At 29.5% G+C, this 6,831-nt stretch carries 9 protein-coding genes; 6 read left to right on the plus strand and 3 right to left on the minus strand.

Translation table 11 applies throughout. From position 1 onward, the window contains the following. The 3 genes from KKE07_02755 to KKE07_02765 all read left to right on the plus strand — a co-directional run. The coding region (locus KKE07_02755) for a UDP-N-acetylmuramoyl-L-alanyl-D-glutamate--2,6-diaminopimelate ligase (protein ID MBU4269774.1) at positions 1-982 on the plus strand (982 nt) is incomplete at its 5' end. A gap of 28 nt (positions 983-1,010) precedes the next feature. Next, positions 1,011-1,388, plus strand: a complete 378-nt coding sequence (locus KKE07_02760; protein MBU4269775.1) for a hypothetical protein — start codon at positions 1,011-1,013, stop codon at positions 1,386-1,388. A 52-nt stretch (positions 1,389-1,440) separates the two neighbouring features. After that, complete coding sequence (locus KKE07_02765; protein ID MBU4269776.1) at positions 1,441-1,839, plus strand: hypothetical protein; 399 nt, start codon at positions 1,441-1,443, stop codon at positions 1,837-1,839. Positions 1,840-1,853: 14 nt separating this feature from the next. Here the strand turns inward: KKE07_02765 and KKE07_02770 are convergent, their stop codons facing one another. Genes KKE07_02770 through KKE07_02780 form a run of 3 tightly spaced genes read right to left on the minus strand, consistent with a single transcriptional unit; the run spans position 1,854 to position 5,088 of the window. Continuing rightward, positions 1,854-2,660 (minus strand): haloacid dehalogenase-like hydrolase, encoded by an 807-nt coding sequence (locus tag KKE07_02770; protein ID MBU4269777.1) that lies wholly within the window; start codon positions 2,658-2,660, stop codon positions 1,854-1,856. A gap of 7 nt (positions 2,661-2,667) precedes the next feature. Continuing rightward, positions 2,668-3,705: a rod shape-determining protein gene (locus KKE07_02775; GenBank protein ID MBU4269778.1), complete on the minus strand. Its 1,038-nt coding sequence runs from the start codon at positions 3,703-3,705 to the stop codon at positions 2,668-2,670. Between the two features lie 12 nt (positions 3,706-3,717). Next, positions 3,718-5,088 carry a hypothetical protein gene (locus KKE07_02780; GenBank protein MBU4269779.1) on the minus strand — a complete coding sequence of 457 codons (1,371 nt, stop codon included), beginning with the start codon at positions 5,086-5,088 and terminating at the stop codon, positions 3,718-3,720. 113 nt (positions 5,089-5,201) lie between these two features. Here KKE07_02780 and KKE07_02785 point away from each other — a divergent pair, with 113 nt between their 5' ends. From KKE07_02785 to KKE07_02795, 3 genes are all read left to right on the plus strand, one after another. Beyond that, positions 5,202-5,969, plus strand: coding sequence for a triose-phosphate isomerase (locus tag KKE07_02785; protein ID MBU4269780.1), 768 nt, complete (start codon positions 5,202-5,204; stop codon positions 5,967-5,969). Positions 5,970-6,010: 41 nt separating this feature from the next. Continuing rightward, positions 6,011-6,334, plus strand: coding sequence for a preprotein translocase subunit SecG (gene secG / locus KKE07_02790; protein ID MBU4269781.1), 324 nt, complete (start codon positions 6,011-6,013; stop codon positions 6,332-6,334). A gap of 240 nt (positions 6,335-6,574) precedes the next feature. Further along, on the plus strand, positions 6,575-6,826 hold the full coding sequence (locus KKE07_02795; GenBank protein ID MBU4269782.1) for an ABC transporter permease: 252 nt from the start codon (positions 6,575-6,577) through the stop codon (positions 6,824-6,826). Positions 6,827-6,831: the final 5 nt, after the last annotated feature.

Consider the following 6,831-nt stretch of genomic DNA (forward strand, 5'->3'; position numbering starts at 1 on the left):
CGGTACAATAGTAAATAAAATATTGGATAACCAAATTTTATCTACAAATACAACACCTGAAAGTGATTTTTTGCATATGTTTTTAGCCGAATGCGAAAATCAAAAAATAGACTTTTTAATCATGGAAGTCTCTTCGCATGCTTTAAGCTTAAATCGTACATATGGTTTAAAATTTGATGCCATAGGATTTACAAATTTAGCACACGAACACTTGGATTTTTATAAAACAATAGAAAATTATTTTAAAGCAAAACAAAAAATATTTAAGCAACTTAAAAAAAACTCTTACGCCGTTATAAACACAGATAATATTTGGGGAAAAAAAGCTTTTGAAAAATTTAAAAACAAACTAAATATAAACAAGTTAAGCTCCAAAAATTTTGATTTAATAAAAAAAATTGTACCAAAGCATATGCCGGGTAAGTTTAATCTTTATAATTTTTATATGTCATACTTGATCTGCAAAAATTTGGGGTTAGACGATAAAAAAATATTAAATGCAATAAAAACTTTCCCGGGAGTGCCGGGAAGATTACAAATGCATGTTTTAAAAAATAAATCCCATGCATTTGTTGATTATGCTCATAACCCATCATCAATGGAAGAGGTTCTAAAAACATTACGACCATTAACTAAAAACTTAATTACAGTTTTTGGGTGTGGCGGAAATAGAGACACAGAAAAACGTCCAATAATGGGCAATATTGCCGTAAAATACTCAGATCATGTAATAATCACAGATGACAATCCTAGATTTGAAGATTCTAAAGAAATAATCAATCAAATATTAACAGGAATCGATAAAAAAGATTTTAAAAAAATTACTGTTTTAGAAAATAGAAGCGAAGCTATAAGTTACGCCGTAAAAATATCGAATAAAAATAGTATAATTGCTATACTTGGCAAAGGTCATGAAAATTATCATTTGGTTAAAGGTGAAAAGTTTCACTTTGATGATTTTGAAGAAATACAAAAATATTAATTACCCTATAAAATAAGGAGTTATGCCCATGAAAAAATATGTCTACATATTTTCGTTAATATTATCTGTATCTTTTAATGTAAATGCAATGTTAAAAGAAGATGACGATTCGTCATCTAGCTACGACTCAACATCTAGCGATGATTCTGAAAATTCAACTAAAATAGAAAATTTATTAAAAAACATATCTATAATAGATATAAAAGATTTGGCTGAAAAAGCTGTTGTTTCCTTAAAAAATCAGAATTATACGGATTGCATTGAGTTATTACTGGATATTATATCACAACAAGCGAATGAAATTAAAGAATTAAAGAGGGAGCTTTCAAAAACTTATAAAGCTAGTCAATATTTTTTAAACAACATTCTAGACGACTGCGATAGAGGTTATCCAAGTCGATATTAGCGTTAAAAAATTAATTTAAAATTTTTTTAAATTCAACAAAGGAATATCTTTTATGAAAAAAATTATTTTTTCATTTTTATTTATTTTTTCTGCAATCACAAATTTAAATAGTATGAATAATCCAAACGAAACAGCAACTGATATCTTAACGAAATATCTAGAAAATTATTTATATCTCAATAATACCAATCCTATCGACGGCATTGTAGATATAAAAATGAGAAATCTAAGTGATACATTCAGAATGGAAGAAGATGGAATAAAAATTCATTTTGCTATACAAGCAGCAACAAAATTAATAGCAACACTAGTTACAGAACATTTTGATACTATGAAGAATATAGAAACCAGGACAAAAACATTGAAAAACACTGCAAATAATCTTAGAAAATTAGCTAAATATTTGGATAAAAAATTAGAACAACCAGAAAAAAAAGAAACTGAAAATTAAATTTTAAAAAAATATTAATTACTTTTTAGAAGTTTTTTAAATTCAATAATTGGCCAATTTTCTTTTTTTGCTTTTTTTAATAATTTCTTATTGGGATTAACGGTAATTGGTTTTCCAACATGTTCCAATAATGGTATATCATTATGACTATTGGCATAAAAAATTGCTTCTTTTAAAGAACCATGTAATTTATTTTCTATAAGATTTTTAATAATTTCGTATTTATACTTATTAGAACATGGCTCTCCATCAAGTTTGCCTGTAGAAACGCCATCTTTATATTCCATTTTTGAAACAAAAATATAATCAAATTTATAAATTTTTAAAAACTCAGTGTAAAGCTCAGAAATACCTGCATCAACAGCGATTAAAATCTTTCCTTCAGATTTATATTTTTTAAATAATCTATCAGCATCTTCGTATATATAATTTTTACAATCTTGTTCCCAAATTAAATTACATTTGGCTGCTACATCTGCTTGCGGCATTTTTTTCATATGCTTAAACAATGTTTCATAGCCTTTTTTTGCATCCAAATTACCAAAAGCATAAGAAACTCCACACTCTAAAAGATCCACATAACCGCTAAATGGGATATGTATCTTTTTTTTTAAAGACATTAATATTTCATATAACGTCTTTTCCCAAAATACGTTACTAATATCAAATATTACATATTTAAAATCATTACTATTTTTTACTTCTTTTTTTTGTTCTAAAACAGAAACGCTTTCTTTTTTAGAATTATATTTTTTTGCATAAATACCAAAACTAAATAAAGAAAGCGTTAATAAAATCAATATACGACGGAAAGCCAACATGCAAAACCTATTTTAACAAAGCCTCTTTGTAAAAATCTAAAGCATCCAAAACTTTTCCTGCACCAAGCACAACTGATAACAATGGATTTTCAGCAACTTTTACAGGCAAACCGGTTTCTTTAGATATTAAAACATCTAAATTTTTAAGCAAAGATCCTCCACCGGCCATCATAATACCTCTATCAACCAAATCTGATGATAATTCAGGTGGTGCATTTTCCAAAGCAGCATGTACAGCTTCAATAATAATCGCTATAGGCTCAGCCAATGCTTCAAAAACTTCAGAATCAGAAAGAATTACAGTTTTAGGAACACCTGTTATTAAATCGCGCCCCTTAACTTCTTCTCTTTTCCGTTCATCAGTAAGAACTGCCGTACCAATTTTAATCTTAATATCTTCAGCCGTTCTTTCACCAATCAAAAGATTATATTTTCTTTTTACATACTGAACAATAGATCTGTCCATTTCATCGCCACCAACTCGAACAGATTTACTAAAAACAACATCTTTTAAAGATATAATTGCAACTTCAGTAGTTCCACCGCCAATATCAACGATCATATTTCCGGCAGGTTCTTCAACAGGAAGACCGGCACCAATTGCCGCAGCCATCGGCTCCATAATTGTATAAACTTCTCGAGCACCTGCCTGTCTTGCAGAATCTTCTACTGCACGTCGTTCAACTTGCGTAATTCCAGACGGAACACCAATAATCATTCTTGGACGAACCAGTGTTTTTCTATTGTTATGAACTTCACTTATAAAATAACGAAGCATGCTTTCCGTAAGTTCGTAATTGGCAATAACACCATCTCTTACGGGTCTGCAGGCAACAATACTTTCAGGTGTCTTTCCTAACATTTTTTTTGCCTTATTTCCTGCCGCTAAAACTTCATTTGTTGATGCTTTTACAGCAACAACGGAAGGTTGATCAAGAACAACCCCCTGGTTTCTGACATAAATAACAATATTTGCAGTTCCAAGATCTATAGCTAGATCATTGGAAAAAAGACTAAATAATTTAGTCGCTGGCCAAAATTTCATAATTTTTCTCCATCAAAACTGAGCTTGAACACCTAATGTAAACTGATGAGTCTTACTACAACCATTTCCACTAAACTGGTAATCGTAATTTATAAAAATTTTTGGATCTAGAATCCAATTATTTCCAGCCTCTTTAGAATCATATAATAGCTCTAAAGAAATATAATGCATAGTCCATTTTGTTAAATCTTTTTTTGTTGAAATATTATTATCTATATCCGCCTGAGTTAATGTTTTTCCTGTCCATGGCTGCGTGCCAACAGTTTGATTTAAATAACTTTTTACAAAGCTTCCGCTTCTATCATCTATCCATTTATCTTTATTATGTTTTAAATAAGTATATCGCACTTGAAAATCAACACCGTCAGTTAAATTTTCTGCAGTAAAATATGGAGAAATTTTAAATGTTAAACCCGGATCGATTTTTAAATTTGTTATTAATGCACTAAATGGTGCGGGTTCTTGATAAACCGGAATTCTAAAAATTTTTGTATTATCAAGTTGATACATAAAACCTAAAATCAATCCTACTTTCCAATCAGGCTTTAATTCAAATTCAGGAATAACATCAAAATACGATGTCCAATGCCCATCACCCATAAAAGATACCGATGCCGGATAGTTTATATCTGCATATACGGATGAAGGAATAACAACACCTAAGCGAAAATTTAAATCTATACTGCGCATAAGTAATTTATGATCCCAATTATAATTTAAACTTGCATGCAAATCTAAATCACCAAGCCCTGCCTTTATCCAATCTCCACTTTGCACAGAAAGATCATCATTTGTCATCCTTCTTATTCGATTCAACTGATCAACTTCTCCATCTTTTAAATTTTGAACCTGAGGATCGGATTGTTCCGGTAAAAAATAAAAATTGTCGCTAGCGACAACATTCATCAAAGGCAATGATGCGCCCAGAGATACTCCTGGCAATTTTAAACTTTGACCGCTTATTCTTACATACTGTTCATAATTTAATAAAAAACCGATAGATCTTATTTTACTATTAACTTGAAATCTAATTGATTTATCTATCCATGCATCATTTGGTCCACGTTCCCTTTCGATAGGATTAACATAACTTGAACCATTAACTTGTTTCAAACTAAAAATAACATCTCTTAAATCATATGTTCCATACAATTCAGGAATACCAATATTTCCACCGCCACGACCAAAAGCAGTTGCTGCATTTGTCAAAAATAAAGAAGGCGTCACATGAGAAGTTCTTTTTGTTATGTATTCAGCAGGACGTTCTAAAAATGGAAAATATCTACTGTTATTATGAGAAGCATTTAAACTAAACGAAAACAAAATCAAAAATAAAATAATTAATCTTTTTTTAATTTTTTGTAAAATCACAACCAACCTCATTACCTAACCTATTGGAAAAAACAATAAATAAGTTATCATAAAATTTAAAAATATTAATTTATGAAAATATACATCTAAAAAATCATAAAGTAAAAAAGGAGATGATAATTTTAATGAAAAAAAATTTTACAATTATATCAAATTGGAAAATGTATTTGGATACAATTGAAGAATTAAAATTTGCAACGATAAATTATGATAATTTTATTAAGCTGACTAATTCAGAAAATAAAATTATTTTATGTCCATCTTTTTTAAGTTTAAGCTCAATAAACCAGATATTTAAATCAACAGACATTTGCATTGGTGCGCAAAATTGTTCTACACACTTAAATGGAAATTTTACCGGTCAAATTTCAGTAGAAAGCTTTAATAAATTGGGTATTAAATACTCAATTATAGGCCACTCGGAAACTAGACGTGAATTTAACGAATCCAATATTGATATTGCAAATAAATTTTCAAGATTAATAGATTTTGGCATAACACCAATTTTATGCATAGGTGAAGAGCTTGAAGAAAAAAAATCCGGCAAAACTCTAGATGTGTTGACAAAACAATTGGATCCAATATTTAAAATAATGGAAAATTCTTATAATAAATTAAATCATCTTGAATTATTAATAGCTTATGAGCCAATCTGGGCAATAGGTTCAGGAATAATTCCGGATCAAGATTATTTGGAAAATATATTTTCTTGGTTACATAAAAATTTTTCCGGGCTTAGAAATAAAATAGTTTTCACTCTTTTATATGGCGGCAGTGTTAACGCCGAAAATGTAAAATTTTTGAAAAATATTAAAAATATAGATGGTTTTTTAATAGGAAAATCAAGTTTGGATTTCCAAGAATTCGAAAAAATAGTAAAATATGGCATTTGATATAGACTAGTAACAAATTTTTTAACAAATGAAAGGCTAAAATGACAACTTTTTTAATAGTATTATTCGTTATACTAAGCTTATTCTTAGCATTGTTTATATTAATTCAACAAGGCAAAGGCGATATGGGCCTTGGCGGGCTTGGCGGCGGAGGACAAATGCTATTCGGTGGTTCAGGCGGACAAAGCTTTTTTGAAAAGCTTACATGGATAATGGGTGCCATATTTATATTTGGAGCACTTGGCCTTAGTATTTTAAAAACAAAAGAAACCGCAAAATCAAGACTTAGTCATTTTACAACAAGTCAGACTCAAACAAGTTCTCAAGAAAATAATACAAAACCTTCTGAAAATGACACAAAATAATAAAATATTAAATTAATTGAAATTGGTTGGTTTAAATAATAAAAATATATAAACCAACCAATTGTACTTTTTAGGATAAAAAAATAGTAAGGTGTCATAGTGGTAATAGATATTATTAATTTTATAGGAACGGTTGTTATTGAAGTTTGCAATAAAGCCGGAAAAATTGGGTTATTTTTTTACGAATCATTGGTCACATTATTCACTACAAAATTAAAAATTAAAAAAACTTTTTATCAAATGTCATACATAGGAATAGGTTCAATTGGCGTCGTTGTACTAATTGGAATTACAGTTGGTGCCGTATTGGCTTTTCAATCATATGTAGGACTGCACAGATTTGGTGCTGAAAGATTTATAGGCCCTATTATATTTATTGCTATGGTTAGAGAATTTGGTCCGGTACTTACCGCAATAATGGTAATTGGTCGAGCCGGTTCAGCAATGACGGCAGAAATAGGGACGATGCGAATAACAGAACAAATTCTCTAACCATA

The sequence above is a fragment of the Candidatus Dependentiae bacterium genome (assembly GCA_018897535.1).
Lineage (GTDB): Bacteria > Babelota > Babeliae > Babelales > UASB340 > UASB340.